Raw genomic sequence first — 16,430 nt, forward strand, 5'->3', positions numbered from 1 at the left:
TACCCGCTACCTGAAAAGCTAAACCAAATAACTTTTAAATAGAGAGTTTTCAGATTACACTGAAATTAGATACAGGATTGGAGAGGAGTTTAACAATGACATTTTCAATAGTGGGTTTTGATGAAAAAACAAAGGAATTAGGTATCGCAGTAGCTTCAAAATTTCTAGGGGTAGGGGCAGTTGTGCCTTTTGCGAAAGCTGGAGTTGGTGCTATAGCTACTCAATCGCTTGCTAATCTTTCCTATGGAGTAGAAGGTCTGGAGCTTTTAGAAAAGGGATTGTCACCTCTTGAAGTCGTCGAGGAGTTAACCAAAAAGGATGACAATGCGGCATGGCGTCAGGTTGGAATTGTCGATGTGACGGGACAGAGTGCTACATATACAGGAGAGGATTGTTACGATTGGGCAGGTGGAGCTGCAGCAAAGAACTATGCGATTCAAGGCAATATTTTGGTGAATCAACAAGTTGTTGAACAAATGGAAGCTACATTTGAACAAACCAATGGGCCATTACCTGAACGTCTTTTAGCAGCGTTACTAGCTGGAGATGCTGCTGGGGGTGACAGCCGAGGTCGTCAATCAGCTGCATTGTTAGTCGTGAAAGAAAATGGGAGCTATGGGGGATACACGGATCGCTACATTGATTTGCGCATTGATGACCACCATGATCCTGTTCAAGAACTCAGTCGTCTATTGAAATTACGTCATTTGTATTTTGAAAAGGCTGATCAAGCAGACGTAATGACATTGACAGAAAGTCAACAAAGTCAACTTGCTGAACATCTTCATACATTAGGTTACTTAGAACACTCTACTGCTACAGCTGAGGAGATCCATGTAGGACTTGATCGCTATCATCATACAGAGAATTTTGAAGAACGTCAGCAACCGTCCGGCCAAATCGATCGAAAAGTATTTGAATATATAGAAGAACAAGCAAAAGGTTTTACAGCAAAGTGATACGGGGTATAGAAAGGCATTGCAGACATATAGGGCTGTAGCTAGAAAGGATGAATAAAATGAAACCACTTATTGGTATATCAGCAGAAATGTCACAAAATCAAGATCATTTCTGGTTACCATTTGTATATGTAGAAACTGTCCTTAAATATGGTGGCTTGCCGCTTATGATCCCAGTAATGGGGGATGAAAATTTAGATGAACTATCCCTACGTTTAGATGGCTTGTTTATTACAGGAGGAGAAGATATCGATCCTTCTTATTATGGGGAAAACCCACACCTAAAGCTCGGAAAAATTGCTCCTGAAATCGATCAGATGGAATCGGAGCTTGTGAAACGTATGCTAGAGCTTGATAAACCTTATATCGGCGTTTGTCGAGGACTTCATATGTTGAATATCGTTCAAGGTGGAAGTATGTATCAAGATATGCACGCTCAGCGTGAAGAAGAGTCTTATTTGCATCTTCAAAAAGGACCACGTACGTATCGTTCACATGACGTCGAACTTGATCTTGATTCTAAAATCGGAAAAATTCTTGGCGAAGAAAAATTTCGCGTGAACTCTTTCCATCATCAGTCTTGTAATAAGATAGGCCGAGATTTAAAAGTGGTCGCTCGTGCGACTGATGGCAATATTGAAGCTATGGAAAGTAAGACACATGAGTTCGCATTCGGTTTCCAGTGGCATCCTGAAGAGTTTGCGATGGCTGGGGACGAAACTTCTGGAAAAATCTTCGATGCCTTTATTAAACAGGCAGTCAAGCGTCGAAAAGAAATTGATGATACGAAGAAACGAGACCGTCAATAATATTATGATGAAAGACACTCTTTTACTAGAGTGTCTTTTTTTGTGATTCAACAGAAAGTGATATTCATGTAATTATAGTGTGTGAAAAATTATTTTTAATAGGTATAAAGGTTTTTTAAATTTCAAAAAAAATAAACTTATTTTAAAAAAAAGAGAAAAATAGTTCTTTATAATCAAAAATGCATCTAGTCAAATCGGAAGAAAGGTGCTAATATTCCATTAATAGTATTCAGAAATTTCAGATATTTAGAGAGGAGGAAAGGAAATGAAAGTATTAATCACGGGTGGTTATGGTTTTATTGGATCACATCTTGCAGAACGCTTTTATAAGGAAGGGCATAAAATTACGGTTTTAGATAATTTATCTACTGGACGTGAAGGAAGACTGAAAATAAAACATAAATCGATTCTAGCGAATTGTGAAGATGAAAAGAATGAAACCTACTTCCGTTCGTATGGTTTTGATTTAGTCATTCATTGCGCTGCCCAAACTAGCGTGTCTCTATCTGTCGCACACCCAACGCAAGATGCTGAAGCAAATATCGTAGGGTTAGTGAACATGTTGAATCTTGCTGCAAAGTATAATGTGAAGAAATTTGTATTTTTTTCATCCGCAGCTGTCTATGGAGATGGTCATGCTTTGCCTATTAAAGAAGATGCTTCTCCTGAACCGACCTCACCCTATGGCATTAGCAAAATGGTGGGAGAGACTTACTGTACAAAATGGTCGAGCTTACATGGGCTTGAGACGCTTGTTTTTAGACTCTCGAATGTATACGGATCGGGACAAAATTCGTCGCATGAGAGTGGTGTTATTGCAAAGTTTACTGCAGCCAGTATTAAAAATAAATCCATTACAGTGTATGGGGATGGTGAGCAGACAAGAGATTACATTCACGTTGGTGATGTTGTGGAAGCGGTATACCGTTCTGTAATCAGTCAACTATCTGGAATCTATAATATATCTACAAACAAGCAAATTTCTTTAGATTCTGTCATTCGTACAATTGAAACGATTCAGCCATTTAAACAAGTTCGATATGAATCTATGAAACTAGGGGACATCCTACATTCACAGTTAGACAATACACAAATAAAACAAAAGATTGATTGGTCCCCTAGGTATTCTATACAAGACGGCATAATTGACACATGGAAACGTGAATATGAGCAGGTCGATAACCTACAGCAAGATTCTTCTAAACCTACTTCCATCCCTGCTAGGAGAGAGCCTACTTTTATAATGCGACTAGTTGAAAATGGCGTACTTTTTGCTTTATTTTTAGCAGTTATCTTTCTCCTTCCTTCAAATCTAATTCCTGTTGATATGTGGTTAGTCTACATCCTTTTTGCTGGATTATTATTCGGTAAATACCAAGCGATGATTGCATCTGCTCTCGCAGTAAGTATTTTATCCTTCCAACAAGTTCAAAACGGTAGGGAGTTTGCATCACTCATTGCTGACAACTCTTTACTTGTCACCTTCACCCTCTATTTGGTGATTGGTTTTGTTGTTGGTTATATCGTCGATCGTCGAAAAATTGAATTGGCATTTGCTCAAGAAGAAAAGGAAATCACGGATGAAAAGCTTGTATTCATGTCATCCATTTATGAAGACACACGCGAAATTAAAGATGAATTGCAAACCCAAATTTTGTATTCGGAAGACAGTTTGGGGAAAATCTATCAAGCTGTTCATAAACTAGATTATTTAGAACCAGAAGAAGTTTTTTCACAAGCAATCGAAACATTGGAATCACTTCTCCACCACAACCAATTTGGTATCTACAGTGTAAGTGCGGAAGGGGACTACTTACGATTAGTAGCTCGCTCAACGAAATCAGGTTTTTCCCTTCCACCATCTATGCAAACACGGAACACGGTGTTTGAACGTTCCCTAAAAGATCAAGCCACTGTTTTTAATACAGATTTTCAAGAGAATATGCCGACATTTGCTGCACCGATTGTTGCCGATGGGTTAGTCATTGGAATGGTTGCGGGCTATGATGTTCCATTTGAACGTCTGTCACTTTATTACAAAAACACCATTGATATTTCCCTACGTTTAATTAGTGAAGCGTTGCTTCGGGCGTATCAACATGTGGATGAAGTACGCATGGAACGATATGTGGGAGAGACGCACGTGTTAAAGCCTGCGTATTATGCCAAGGTGCTTGCTTCGAAAGAAAAATCGCATGAGAAGCATCAACTGCCTTTTACGCGGCTTCACTTAATCGGAGAGCTAACAGACCGACAACTTCGACAAGTTGAATTGTTGCTCCGTACTCATGATTTTATTGGACAAATTTCAACTGGAGAATTGGAATGTTTGCTCTCTAATACAACACCTGCTCAAGCGGAAGTGGTGCGTGATCGTTTGAGAAGTTACTCGATACAGACAGAGCATGTCTCAAAGGTGGTGTAGACGATGTGGATTTGGATTACTTACTATCTCATGGTTTTTATGTATTTCATCTTCCTACTAGTAACAAAGAGACCGTCTGCGGTTCTCCAGTTCCTATTGTTAGTCAGTGTCCCGTTTGTTGGAATTTTGTTAGTCATTGCTCTTCTTTGGAAAAGTGATCGGGTCACTAGTTTACCTGAATGGCTTATTCGGCGCCAACAGCTCCCGGAAGCAGATTGGTTGATTCCAGACAAAGAAAAAGAAAAAAATGTTGTCCCGTTTTCGGATGCCCTTTATCTTAATTCAAGTGTATTAAGAAGACAACTCCTGATAGACATGTTGAAAAAACAACAACGCGTTCGCCGAGACGTTTTGCGACAAGCTTTAGAGAACGATGATACGGAAACAGCACATTATGCTGCGGTTGCTATTCAGAAAAGTAAAAGTGAATCGACAAAAAAGTTAAACAATTTAGAAAAAATGAGTGTTGAAAATCCACAAGACATCGTGACACTTTATGAATTGAAGAACGAATTAGTAGATGCCATTCACCTCGAGTTTTTAGATGCTCTGACTGAACAGCAGCTTCGTCAGCGTCATTTAGAAGTGCTGAGTCAAATTCAAGCGATTGACCCGACACGAGATATAGAAATTTATAAAGACATCGTAGGAGAGTTGGAACGTTCAAACGCACCGGCAGAAGCTTTTGAAAAAATAGCGAACCAACTACGCACAAATTTCGAACCTTCAGAGGAAGTATTATTGCTTCTTATGAAAATAGCTTACTTGACTAAAGATAAAACTACTTTACAAGAGACTGTGGCAACGATTCGGTCAGCGGCGTTTCAATTATCTCCAACTGGCCTCCAGCAATTACGCTTTTGGATGCAAGGATGATGACATATGAAGCCTATATTTGATATTGGAAGAGGACTTTATGTGATGAGTGCTTTATTAATTCTCATAACAAGCTTCCTCGTCTTAGTAAAATCTCCACTATTCTTTCAAGTGGCAGCGTTTCAATCAGAAGAGCGAGAGGTCAAGACCCAACTGGTTCAACTATCTTCATCTCCGGCTACACTGGTGGTAATCGATGATGGAAATCCGGCGGAGAAGGGGTCTGTAGACTACATTCAAAAGCGAATGACTGAGATGAAAGTTCATTATGATGTTCAAGATCTTCAAGACTACATCGTGGGTAAACATGTAAAAACCATTGTTCTTGCAACAGAAGATTGGCAAGAGGTAAAAAGTGAAGAACTTATAAATTTTGTTGAAGATGGTGGGAACTTAGTGGTTGCTATGCGTCCATCTCCTAAGACCACTATCCAGAGTATTTATCAACAGCTTGGCATTATTGAGTATGGCAGTTTTAAAGAGGTAGAAGGGTTTAAACTGCTAGCCCCATTCTTCATGCTTGATGAAGATACGATTATTCAAGAGCAAGAATTTAATCAATCTATGTTAGCTGTTCGAATTCATGATAATGCAGTGAAAAGGGCAGTTAGTCTAGATGGAAACCCACTTTTATGGACCATTGATCTGGGGGAAGGCAAGGTGTTATTTTTTAATGGCATTTTGACATCAGATGAAACATTCGGTCCTTTCTTCACCTGGATGATGAGTCATACGACAGCTCAACTGTATCCAGTTATTTACGGGGGAGTGGCGCTACTTGACGGCTTCCCATTCCCTACGCAGACGACTCGAACAGTGCATGGGAAATCGGAGAAAAATTATTACCGTCAAGATTGGTGGTTATCCATGCAAAGTCTAGAGGCTCGTTTTGACCTCAATCTAACGGCAGCTGCACTTTATCCTTCAGATCTTGGGGAAGAGACGCTCTTTAAAGATGAACTTGAATTGTATGCTCGAGAAATTGTGCTTTTAGGCGGTGAAGTTGCGCTCAAAGTAGATGAAAACCTGCAAGTTGAACAAGGATTGGTGCAAAAAATTCTAGGAGACTATCAGCTAGAGACGCAACTTCTTCCTTCAGATCAATTGGCAGGTCCATTGGCACAGTTCAGTTTACAGCAAGGGAATCTACCAGTAGTACCAGGCGACCTTGAGCGGTGGACTTCAATTCGCAAGGTCATAGATTATGGCTACCAAGATGTGAGTTTTTCACCGTATTCTTTAAATGGAACGGATCGAGATGAATCGATGTGGCGCAACTGGCAAGAGTATTTAAAAGGTCTAGAAGAACTGTACGCTGTTCCATACTATCCAGCGCGTGAAGTAAGTGCACTATATACACATTGGCAAGAAAACGATGTACGAGTTGAGATTGATCGAAATGTACTTACTGTGTCAATGTCTATTTTTACAGATGCTACCTACTTCCATTACTATTCTGACAAGGCAATTCGTTCATCAACAAATTGTGAAGTACAGAAAATCGGCGAGAATCTTTATCTTGTTCAAGCACTAGACTCTGAGTTTACGATTGAAACGGAGTGATGGTAATGAAAATATGTGTATTTGTAGAGGGCGCTTATCCACGGACGACTGGCGGTGTTTCAAGTTGGCTTCAATATTTAATGGAGCAAATGTCGCAACATGACTTTATTGTATACTCCATCTCTCCAAGACAGAGAGAAGGGCTTGCAGTGAAATATCCACCGCCTAAGAACTTAAGAGAATTGCGGGAAATTTATTTAGAAGGGTACTTAGATGTCGAACCAAAACATAACAAACGCTATAATCTGTCACCCTCTGAAAAGAATGCGATCTATCAACTGATTGCAGGGGAAGAGACAGATTGGGACAGTTTGTTCAACCTATTTCAAAAAAAGCGTATTGATTCAATCCCTGATTTTTTAGTCAGCAAAGATTTTTATGACGTCGTATATGAATTGTGTGCAACTCGATTCCCTTATGTTCCTTTCACAGATATGTTTTGGTCTTTGCGTTCTATGTTGTTGCCGCTGTTCATCACAATGGACCAAGACATTCCAGAAGCAGATGTTTATCATGCCGTTTCAACAGGTTATGCAGGTATTTTGGGAAGCCTTGCAAAACATAAATTCAAAAAGCCTCTTATTTTGACAGAACACGGAATTTATACACGAGAGAGAGAAGAGGAAATTATCAAAGCAAAATGGATTCAAGGTTACTTTAAGGATATCTGGATTCAGTATTTTTATAACCTTTCATCCTGCACGTATCAGTATGCCGATAAGGTGACATCACTATTTGAAAAAAATAGAAGAATTCAATTAGATTTAGGGTGTCCAGCCGATAAAACGATGGTCATTGGTAATGGTGTTGATGTCGCAAGGTTTGCTGCAGTTCTTCGTGAGAAGAGACCTGGCTATCATATTGGTGCGGTTGTACGAATTGTTCCCATTAAAGATATAAAGACCATGTTACAAAGCTTTTCTCGTATTCAATCTGTCATACCCGATGCCCACTTTTATTTGATTGGTCCTAACGATGAAGATCAAGAATACTACAACGAGTGTGTGGCGTTAGCAGAAGCGTTAAATATTAAGAACTTAACCTATACAGGCAATGTCGATATTCGTAACTACTTGAGTTTCATAGATATCTTAGTGTTATCAAGTATAAGTGAAGGACAACCTCTTGTGATATTGGAAGCTTTTGCAGCTGGAATCCCAGTTGTCTCAACGGATGTAGGAGCTTGTAGGGAGATGATTGAAGGGCCGCATGATGAATTTGGTGTGGCAGGAGCTGTTGTTCCACTGATGCACTATCAAGAGATGGCCACGCAATGCATTAGAATCTTACAGACTCCACAAATTGCATTGGAATACGGAGAGTCAGGTAGAGAAAGAGTTTCTACTTATTACCAACTTGACCAGATGATTCAGAACTACAATACACTCTATTTGTCGCAGGAGGTGAAAAAAGATGGCAGGGATCGGATTTCAACTGAAAGAACTGTATGATCAATCCAACTTTCTAGGACAATTACGCGCTATGAGCTTTTCAGCCATTGTGGCTACGGGCCCGATGTTCTTAACAATTTTACTCATCACCGTAGTTCGAGAATGGCTACTAGTTATTGGAACACCTCTTTCAGAAGTGTTACTGTTCATGGCTACCACGCAGTACGCGTTCATCTTTTCTCAACTGTTGACCGGTGGTTTTTTATTTTTAATTGCTAGGTATGTAGCGGACCAAACGTTTTTGGAACAAGAAACGAAAGTATTATCTTCCTTATATGGGTTACTCGCCATCACGTTTTTTATTGGTTTCATCAGCACAATTGTCTTTTACTGGGGCTCTCCCTTAAGTTTTGCCTACAAGTTTCTTTCTTACTTGTTCTTCGTAGAACTAATTGGAATCTGGATTTTATCGATGTATGTTTCGGCGTTGAAAGACTACAAACGAATCATTATCAGTTACGGTATTGGCATTGCCATTAGCTTCATACTGAGCTGGTTATTCATCCAAGTGTTTGGCTGGGCGACTTCATTTGCCATGATGGTCAGTATCGTCAGTGGATTTGGTTTAGTGTATGCCCTGTTATTCCGCTACGTAAAACTTTATTTTCAAGTCGATGATAAAAACTACTTTGATTTTTTACGCTACCTAGAAAGATATCCAGCTCTTTTTGCCATAGGGTTTTTCTACTATCTAGGTCTTTACGGACACAGTTTTATTGTTTGGCAAGGAGAGTATCAAGTGATTGTGGCAGAAACGTTTAGCATCGCTCCTTTCTATGATGTGCCAATTTTTTATGCCTATTTAAGTGTCTTACCTGCACTTGTCTTGTTCATGGTTACTATTGAAACAAAATTTTATGTAACATACAAAAAATATTACAGTCGTATTTTAAATGGTTCGTCGTTGTCTGAGATTGAAAATGCTAAACGAGAAATGTTTCGAGTTTTACGGTTAGAACTTCTGTTTCTAGCACAGATTCAACTACTAGTCATTCTTACGGCAGTATTTTTAGGATTGACACTCTTACCATCTATTGGGGTGACACAAGGTCAACTTGATATTTTCATCTATGCTGCTATCGGCAGTTGGTTCATTGGGATTCTAATCAATGTATTTATGCTCATGTTGTATTTTGATGATCGAAGCTCTGCGCTTAAAGTCATTCTTCTCTTTGCAGGTGTGACAATGCTGGTCACAGTCCTATCAACATTTACTTGGATTCCACTAGGTGTGAATCTATTTGTTGGCGGAGCAGTGGGAATGGTAGCTTCATTAATTCTTATGAAGTCCGGATTGAATGAAATTGATTATTCAACATTTTGTACACAACCGATTGTTGCAAAACAACAATCTACATGGATTGAAAAATACGTCGTTCGTCATGACTGAGAAATAGGAGGCGGGGGAAATGAGTTGGATTCGCATAGTTGGGATTGTGTTCGCGTTTGTAGGGGTCATCACTCTTCTAATCGGCCTTCAAGGCTATTATTCCATGCAAGAACTCACAAATGAAGAACCCGTCTCCGTAGTTTTGACGGCAGCAGCAGAGAAAGAGGAAGATTCTCGATTAGTGGAGAATAAAACAATTTACGATAAAGTAGAATTCGACAAAGTAGAACATGTGTACATCACGATTTTCAACCAAGAAGAAGTGTCAGAGAATGATTTAACCTTTAAAGAATTAGACGAATCTTACAAAGAGTTTACTAATTTAGAAGGAGGGCCTGACTTACAAATCCTGTTTCAAACTGGTAATGGGGAAGGACCTATAGAAAACGGGTTTTCAAAAGGGATTGATAAGACGAATGCGGCTATTGAATTAAGAGGAAGATCTAGTCGGCTAGAATCGCAAAAGTCTTATAAAATTCGTTTGAAAGATTCTGCTGGACTTTGGTATGGGCAGAGCGTTTTAAATCTAAACAAGCATAAAGATGATCGAACACGTGTCCGAAATAAGTTAGCATTCGATTACTTTACGCGGTTGCCTGACATTATCAGTTTACGCACCAACTTCGTTGAACTACATGTTAAAGACCAGACGCAAGATCTTAGTAATGACGAGTTTGAGAGCTATGGTCTCTATACACATGTTGAACAATTGAATGAAGAAGCTTTGGCTTCTCGAGGACTAAATACAGGTGGCCAGCTCTACAAAGTTGAGAACTTTGAATTTTTACGCTATCCAGATGCTCTCAAGCTGGCTGATGATCCATCCTACGATAAAGAAGCATTTGAACGAGTGCTCCGAATTAATGGCAGTGAAGACCATACGCCGCTTCTAGAGTTGTTAGACGCTATCAATGATCCGAATGCTAATTTTGATGAAGTATTTGAGAAGTATTTTGACAAAGATAACTATCTAACTTTTTTAGCACTTAATCTACTTTTTGGAAATTATGACACTATGTCAACAAACTACTATCTCTACCATCCGCTCAATCAGCCGAAGTGGTATTTGATACCATGGGACTTTGATAAAGCATTAGGGCGGGATTTAGAGCGCACGGACAAGATGCCGATGTGGCAAGAAGGTATTGCTCGTTACTGGGGAACAGCCCTTCATAGACGCTTTTTAAGAAACAGTAAAAATGTAGAAGATCTGCGCGCTAAATTAGAAGAACTTGGAGGCACAATTACTCCAGAACAGACAACAAAGCTTCTAGACGCCTACTACCCAATCGCGAAGAAATACATTGAGCAGCGTCCAGATATTCGTCACTTAGATATGGAAGTAGACCAATTTGATAGCTATTATACGAACTTGTACTCTGTCATCGATGTGTATAAAGAGCGAACACTCAAATCGTTTGACTATCCTATGCCTATCTTTTTAAATTACGAACGCGAAGGAGAGGAAGAGGTGTTTAAGTGGGATGCTTCATTTGATCTTCAAAATGAGCAACTCACCTATTTGGTTCAACTTAGTTCAACACCAGACATGACTGACTTGATTGTAGATGAAGTGAACACTGAATTTGAACTAAGAATTCCTCGGTTAGAAAAAGGTCGGTATTATGTTCGTGTAACAATCACGGATGATTCAGGTAATGAACAAATTCCTTTTGATTATACGGTAGCTTCAAACGGGGTTCGGTATTGGGGAGTTAAAGAGATTATTGTGAAGTAGGGGGGCCATTGTATGAAAACATTTCGCCATGAGTACAAATACTACATCCATACACGTGATTATGATGTAGTGCGTCATCGATTAAAAACCGTCTTACCAAGTGACGAGCATAGTATAAATGACGAGGGGTACTTGATACGAAGCCTCTACTTCGATAACTTATTTGATTCAGACTTGTATCAAAAACATAATGGAATCTTCCGGCGGAAAAAGTTCAGAATTCGTATCTACAATCATTCAGACGAGGTTATCAAGTTAGAACGTAAGAGTAGGCAGGGGGAATATATTTTAAAAACTTCCCTCTCGATATCCCGTGCAGAATACGAGCTTATCCGCGCACAAGAATATGAATTTTTGAAAGAAAGAGATGACGATTTGGCTAACGAGTTTTATGTGTTTTTGCAAGGGGAGTTCATGAGGCCTCGCGTTATTGTGGATTATGTTCGAGAAGCGTATAAATCTTCAATCAGTAATGTGCGTATTACTTTTGATAAAGAGTTAAGTTTCGTCACCAACTCAATGGACATTTTCGATAAAGATGCCATTACAGAAGAAGTCATCGACTACCCAAAAATGATTCTTGAAGTCAAATATGATCATTTCTTACCAGAATATATACGGCAAATGATTCAATTAGACGCTCATCAAAGGTCTGCGATCTCTAAATATGTTCTTTGCCGAATGGCGTCGATTCAGTATCACGGGTTTTAGGGGGAAGGGATATGACGGGTACAGACGCAACAAACCAACAAACGACGTTTACAGATATCTTGCGTGATAGTTTTATTGAAGACTTTGCAATGGACTCTTTATCTATTATTGATATTTTACTTAGTTTAACCGTAGCATTTGGAGTTGGATTATTCATATACTTCATCTACAAAATAACATATAAAGGTGTTCTTTACAGTCCAACATTTAACGGAACATTACTTATGATGTCTATGATCACTTGTTTAATTATTATGACCATCAGCACGAATATTGTTTTATCTCTAGGTATGGTAGGAGCACTAAGTATTGTTCGTTTTCGTACAGCAATCAAAGATCCTCTTGATATAGTATTTATGTTTTGGGCAATCGCCTCGGGCATTTCAAGTGGCGCAGGACTCTATTTTTTAACCTTAATAGGCGCTTTAGTTATTGGTGCAATTATTGTAGTTATGGCGCGCCGAAAACATACGGATACGATGTACTTATTGGTTATCCATTACACGGACGAAGCAAATGATGAGGTGAAGCGTGTCTTACAAAAGATACAGTATGAGCTGAAATCAAAAATTGTACGTAAAGGAGCGATTGAGCTTACTGCCGAGATTCGCTTGAAAATAGACAATACGAGTTTTCTGAACGAACTTGTAGACACGCCTGGTGTTCGCGATGCATCTCTTGTAAAATATAACGGAGATTACGCGGTGTAGCAGGAATTGAAAAAGCTGAGACAAAGACTAAAACAAACTGTTATCTTGAGTGGAGTCAAGAGCAGGTAATGTTCTAGCAATGTCTCAGCTTTTTAATGTATAGAATTATTCTTTGCGGAATGTAGGGAAACCTAGGTTTAGGCTTACTTGCTCTGAAGGGTCTGATCGTACTTCTGTGAACAATCTAACTTTACCACTAGTATGATAACGATGAAGTTTTAACATCCAATTCCGAGCCCAAGAACTTTCTTCGAAATTAGAGCTATCAAAATTTTCCCATAGCACACCTGAGACATAGGGCTCTCCTTTAGCCTGAAGAGTTTCAAAGCCGCGGTTTTGAAAAATGATTAACCCCTGGTCGCTGACATCCTTTAAGATGGTTTCATACGCTAGTAGATAAGATTTATGCTCTTCTGTATCATGGAAATAGTAGTAAAGGTCATCAACTGTATCAAAAAAAACACCGTCAACTTGCTTCTCTCTTCGTTCAATTTCAATCTTAGTCAACAAAAGTTGTTGGTAATGAGATTGCCGAATATCCATTAAGTAAGTATCCCATTCTTTGATATAAATTCTTTCCCCGTCTTGTTCCACAAAGTCATTTGATTTCACTTGCGAGGTCATAGTCGTATTCCAATTTTCAAGTTGCATGAGGCTGGTGTAAGCAAAGATGAGAGTTCCTGCATCTTGAATTTCCTTGATTTGTTCTCGGGTAAATGCGTGTACAGCTATGATGGCGACATCGACTTCTTTTAGTCGTGAGATGGTCTGTTCGGTCGGATTATCATAAAAAATCATGAACGATGTGGCAGAGTTTAAAGGGTTTGATACCATATACTGCATCCACGCTCCAATTCCACTAAAAGTTAAGAATACGCCTAGTAGTATCGCCTTTTTCATAGCTCTGCCTCCTCAAAATTCAGTCTTTTGAATGAGAGTATATGGAAAGCATTTCACTACCTAATCTAGTATGATAAAAGAGAACAAACATTAGAAAGAAGGAAGTGATCCGTATGGACGCTGTAACGCAATTTAAGCAAGCGATGGGGAATTATCCGACAGGTGTCACGGTTGTAACTGCTCAAGACACTGATGGAAACCCTATAGGTATGACAGTCAACTCGTTTGCATCGGTTTCAATCGACCCTTTACTTATTTTATGGTCTATCGATAAAAATGCATTTTATTTCGATGCGTTTACTAAAGCCACATCTTTTAACGTCAACATTCTGGCGGCAGATCAAGGCGATCTATGCATGTTGTTTGCAAGTCGCGTGGAGGATCGTTTTGGAAAATGTGAGTGGCACCCAGGTGAAAATGGATTGGCTGTTCTAAAAGGAACAGCTTCTCAATTAGAGTGCACAGTTTACAAAACGGTGGACGCCGGTGACCACATGATTTTAATCGGGGAAGTCACGTCTATCCACAATGAAGAAAAAGAACCACTTTTGTATCACAAACGCTTATTTGGAAAAATTCCAGATGCTTTTTATCAACAATCGTAATGCTTACCGTCACTTACCAGTGGCGGTTTTTTTATGCGCTTAATTTATTCTTTTTCCATTTGCGCTTCTGCCATGAATAAAGTAAGTAAATGATAAAGGCTGTGATGGCCACTCCGAAGAGAGAAAATTGCTCAGTCGATGCTTCTAAAATCCCTTCTGACACAAGAGCCAACAAGAAAAAGAAGATGAAATTTCCGAGTGCTGTTGCTGTAATGAACGGTAAGAAACGGACGTGACTCAAACCAGCTGCTAGATTAACTAGACTGGTAGGGATGAAGGGAATAATACGAGCTTGAAAGACATAGAGAAAACTATTTGCTTCAATAGACCGCGTGACCGATTTAGGTATTTTTCGTACAACTAAGTCATCCACTAAATACCGAACTGCATAAAAAACGACAGCTGAAGACACTACGCTCGCGAACCAGCTCCATAGAAACCCAATCGTTAAGCCATAGACCAGTACATTCATGGAGATGACGAGTAGCAGAGGGAAGATTGTTAAGGTATGTTGAATCAACATTATTAAAAAAGTTAATAGGAGTGTGGCTGCCCAATTTCTTGTGAGGTAGGCCTGAGCGCGATCGACATCTCCTGTGTACAGATAGCGGAATAAATCAAAATGAAGATAGAGTAAAAATGCTATTAATAAACCAACAGGTAATACGACCATCCATTTCTTCATGAAGCCCTCACCTCTCTAGTCCCTTTATCATAGCATTATTCCCTTCTATTGAACATTTTAGAACGAGCCCTCTTTTGATTTAAAATACAAATAAATGGAATAAAAGGATATACGAGTATCAAACAATCTACTATACTGAAGAAAATCAATTCTGGGGGATAGAGGAATGAAGAAGTTTTGGATTGTACTCGTCATACTAGTGGGGCTTCGCTGGTTGTCAATCGGTGTGTATGAGGCGAAAGCAGTGGATGAGCCAGTGGTAGTGGCCAGTCAAATGAACATGGAACTTAATTCGGTTTTTGTCTCGTACATTACGAATACACTTGAACCTGCGGATGTGGAACGAGTTGAGATTGAGGGACATAACTTTGCACCTGGGAACGGAGAAATTTTCTTTTTTGAAGAGATGCCACAAGTCAATGCGCAACTTGAAGTAGAGTATCCGTATCACGCAATCTATTCTGCAACCATTCAATTGCCACACGATGGCTATTATGAGTTTATAGAGAATGCTGAAACCCTCACTATCCACTTTAGAGATGGGTCGAGTCAGGTGTTTCCTCTTCAAGTGCTGCAAAAGCTCCCGACAAACGACGTTCTTATTTCTCAATCTTGGATTGGCAGTAATGAAACACAGACAGAGTCCTATAGGGCACAGGATGATTTTCTTTTAACTGATATCATTCCAGATGAGCGTATTGAAATTTTAAGTATTCACGTAAACAACAAAGAATTAAACGTTCCATTGACCGAGCCGATTTCAATTAGTAGAGGAGATTCATTTGTTGTTGTGAAATCCGATTCACCCGCACTATTTTTGGGGGAGTGGGGAACCGTTAAATTAGAGATTAAAGAAGAATTTCGAGAACCAAGTGAACTATTCTTAGTGTCAACGTTTAACAGCAGACCTTCCGAAGAATGGATCCAAGCGCAAGTGCAGGAGGCGAAGAAAAAATGAACTTTCACAAGCGTGTCTTATTAGGAAGCCTAGTAGTTGTCTTCGATTTCAATATCGACAGGATCGATGTGTTACCAGATGTTCTAGGCTTTTTCTTAATCGCTACGGCGTTTGATTCAGTTAAAACCAGAGAAGCACTAATAGGGAAAACCATTTCACTGGTCCTTGCTATAATTTCATTCATTCTGTTATTTACTCGACTGCAACCAATAGGTTTTCCGGTCCTTTATAGTTTATATCCCGTTCTGGTTGAAAGTATAGTTGGAGCATTGATTATTCTACAGCTTGCATATGTTTTTATTGTGTCCACGCAACGGCTTCCGGAACTTGGTACAGGCATTCCCAAAGTATTTTTAGGAGCACAACTTTTTATTTACGCTGCAACTGGTCTCACTCCTCATTTTACAACTAGTGATGCTGGTAGTTGGGTGATAGGCTTACTTGTGATATCTATCATTTGTTATATTTACTATTTCGGATTTTTATGGAAGAGAAAATCGTTTGAAAGAGAGACGAGTGAGCTTCCCATGAAAACTCTTGTTCAGTTTCCTCAATGAAAACTTGAAAAATTTAGAAGGAACTCTGCTCATCATGTCGAATAGTATCTGTAAGCGCTTTCACATGAAGAGCTTTTCGCAATGACAACTAGA

15 protein-coding genes are annotated in these 16,430 nt (G+C 39.3%); 13 read left to right on the top strand and 2 right to left on the bottom strand.

The window, feature by feature from the left end:
- Positions 1-95 precede the first annotated feature (95 nt).
- The 10 genes from MKY84_RS04005 (at position 96) to MKY84_RS04050 (ending at position 12,632) form a co-directional block, all read left to right on the top strand.
- Positions 96-959, top strand: a complete 864-nt coding sequence (locus MKY84_RS04005; protein ID WP_342527906.1) for a DUF1028 domain-containing protein — start codon at positions 96-98, stop codon at positions 957-959.
- 50 nt (positions 960-1,009) lie between these two features.
- Positions 1,010-1,768, top strand: coding sequence for a gamma-glutamyl-gamma-aminobutyrate hydrolase family protein (locus tag MKY84_RS04010; RefSeq protein ID WP_342527907.1), 759 nt, complete (start codon positions 1,010-1,012; stop codon positions 1,766-1,768).
- Positions 1,769-2,033: 265 nt separating this feature from the next.
- Positions 2,034-4,193 carry an NAD-dependent epimerase/dehydratase family protein gene (locus tag MKY84_RS04015; protein ID WP_342527909.1) on the top strand — a complete coding sequence of 720 codons (2,160 nt, stop codon included), beginning with the start codon at positions 2,034-2,036 and terminating at the stop codon, positions 4,191-4,193.
- Between the two features lie 3 nt (positions 4,194-4,196).
- Entirely contained in the window at positions 4,197-5,069 is an 873-nt protein-coding gene (locus MKY84_RS04020) for a hypothetical protein (RefSeq protein WP_342527911.1), read from the top strand.
- Positions 5,070-5,075: 6 nt separating this feature from the next.
- The gene (locus MKY84_RS04025) at positions 5,076-6,632 is read left to right on the top strand and encodes a DUF2194 domain-containing protein (RefSeq protein WP_342527912.1); all 1,557 of its coding nucleotides are present in this window, start codon (positions 5,076-5,078) and stop codon (positions 6,630-6,632) included.
- A gap of 5 nt (positions 6,633-6,637) precedes the next feature.
- On the top strand, positions 6,638-8,083 hold the full coding sequence (gene pelF / locus MKY84_RS04030) for a GT4 family glycosyltransferase PelF (RefSeq protein WP_342527914.1): 1,446 nt from the start codon (positions 6,638-6,640) through the stop codon (positions 8,081-8,083).
- Positions 8,046-9,473 (top strand): exopolysaccharide Pel transporter PelG, encoded by a 1,428-nt coding sequence (gene pelG, locus MKY84_RS04035; RefSeq protein ID WP_342527915.1) that lies wholly within the window; start codon positions 8,046-8,048, stop codon positions 9,471-9,473. The genes pelF and pelG overlap by 38 nt, the downstream gene beginning before the upstream one ends.
- 19 nt (positions 9,474-9,492) lie before the next feature.
- The gene (locus MKY84_RS04040) at positions 9,493-11,211 is read left to right on the top strand and encodes a CotH kinase family protein (RefSeq protein WP_342527917.1); all 1,719 of its coding nucleotides are present in this window, start codon (positions 9,493-9,495) and stop codon (positions 11,209-11,211) included.
- Between the two features lie 12 nt (positions 11,212-11,223).
- Positions 11,224-11,922, top strand: coding sequence for a polyphosphate polymerase domain-containing protein (locus MKY84_RS04045; protein ID WP_342527919.1), 699 nt, complete (start codon positions 11,224-11,226; stop codon positions 11,920-11,922).
- 11 nt (positions 11,923-11,933) lie between these two features.
- A complete protein-coding gene (locus MKY84_RS04050) occupies positions 11,934-12,632 on the top strand; it encodes a DUF4956 domain-containing protein (RefSeq protein ID WP_342527920.1) in 699 nt (232 codons plus the stop codon).
- Positions 12,633-12,737: 105 nt separating this feature from the next.
- Here MKY84_RS04050 and MKY84_RS04055 read toward each other — a convergent pair whose 3' ends face one another.
- Complete coding sequence (locus MKY84_RS04055; RefSeq protein WP_342527923.1) at positions 12,738-13,532, bottom strand: endo alpha-1,4 polygalactosaminidase; 795 nt, start codon at positions 13,530-13,532, stop codon at positions 12,738-12,740.
- A 113-nt stretch (positions 13,533-13,645) separates the two neighbouring features.
- Here MKY84_RS04055 and MKY84_RS04060 point away from each other — a divergent pair, with 113 nt between their 5' ends.
- Positions 13,646-14,137, top strand: a complete 492-nt coding sequence (locus tag MKY84_RS04060; protein ID WP_342527924.1) for a flavin reductase family protein — start codon at positions 13,646-13,648, stop codon at positions 14,135-14,137.
- A 31-nt stretch (positions 14,138-14,168) separates the two neighbouring features.
- Here MKY84_RS04060 and MKY84_RS04065 read toward each other — a convergent pair whose 3' ends face one another.
- Entirely contained in the window at positions 14,169-14,822 is a 654-nt protein-coding gene (locus MKY84_RS04065) for a VTT domain-containing protein (RefSeq protein ID WP_342527926.1), read from the bottom strand.
- Positions 14,823-14,988: 166 nt separating this feature from the next.
- Here MKY84_RS04065 and MKY84_RS04070 point away from each other — a divergent pair, with 166 nt between their 5' ends.
- Complete coding sequence (locus tag MKY84_RS04070) at positions 14,989-15,780, top strand: hypothetical protein (protein ID WP_342527928.1); 792 nt, start codon at positions 14,989-14,991, stop codon at positions 15,778-15,780.
- The gene (locus MKY84_RS04075; protein WP_342527930.1) at positions 15,777-16,337 is read left to right on the top strand and encodes a hypothetical protein; all 561 of its coding nucleotides are present in this window, start codon (positions 15,777-15,779) and stop codon (positions 16,335-16,337) included. The genes MKY84_RS04070 and MKY84_RS04075 overlap by 4 nt, the downstream gene beginning before the upstream one ends.
- Positions 16,338-16,430: the final 93 nt, after the last annotated feature.

The organism is Chryseomicrobium sp. FSL W7-1435 (genome assembly GCF_038595005.1).
Classification (GTDB): Bacteria; Bacillota; Bacilli; order Bacillales_A; family Planococcaceae; genus Chryseomicrobium.